Here is a 255-nt window from a genome sequence, read left to right as displayed (position 1 = left end):
AGCCACTGGGGCCTGTTGTGCGTCAGGGTGATGACACCTGGTTTAATATCGTGAAATGGTCTTTCAATGCGATGCTCAATGCCGAGGAACTGGGGCTGACATCGGCTAACGTTGATAAGATGAAGGCGGAAAGTACCGATCCTAACGTTAAGCGTCTGCTGGGTCTGGACGGACCTAAAGGCAAAGGTCTGGACCTGTCTGATGACTGGGCATACCAGATCGTTAAGCAGGTGGGTAACTACGGAGAAGCGTATG

General features: G+C 51.8%; 1 pseudogene. It reads left to right on the top strand.

Going from position 1 to position 255, the window contains the following annotated elements:
* Positions 1-255, top strand: a pseudogene (locus JW499_RS23290) (amino acid ABC transporter substrate-binding protein); the annotation flags it as partial.

Origin of the sequence: Amphritea pacifica (genome assembly GCF_016924145.1) — a bacterium.
In the GTDB taxonomy this organism is placed as follows: Bacteria; Pseudomonadota; Gammaproteobacteria; order Pseudomonadales; family Balneatricaceae; genus Amphritea; species Amphritea pacifica.
The sequence above is the reverse complement of the archived record's forward strand: the minus strand, read 5'-3'. Positions and strand labels throughout refer to the sequence as shown.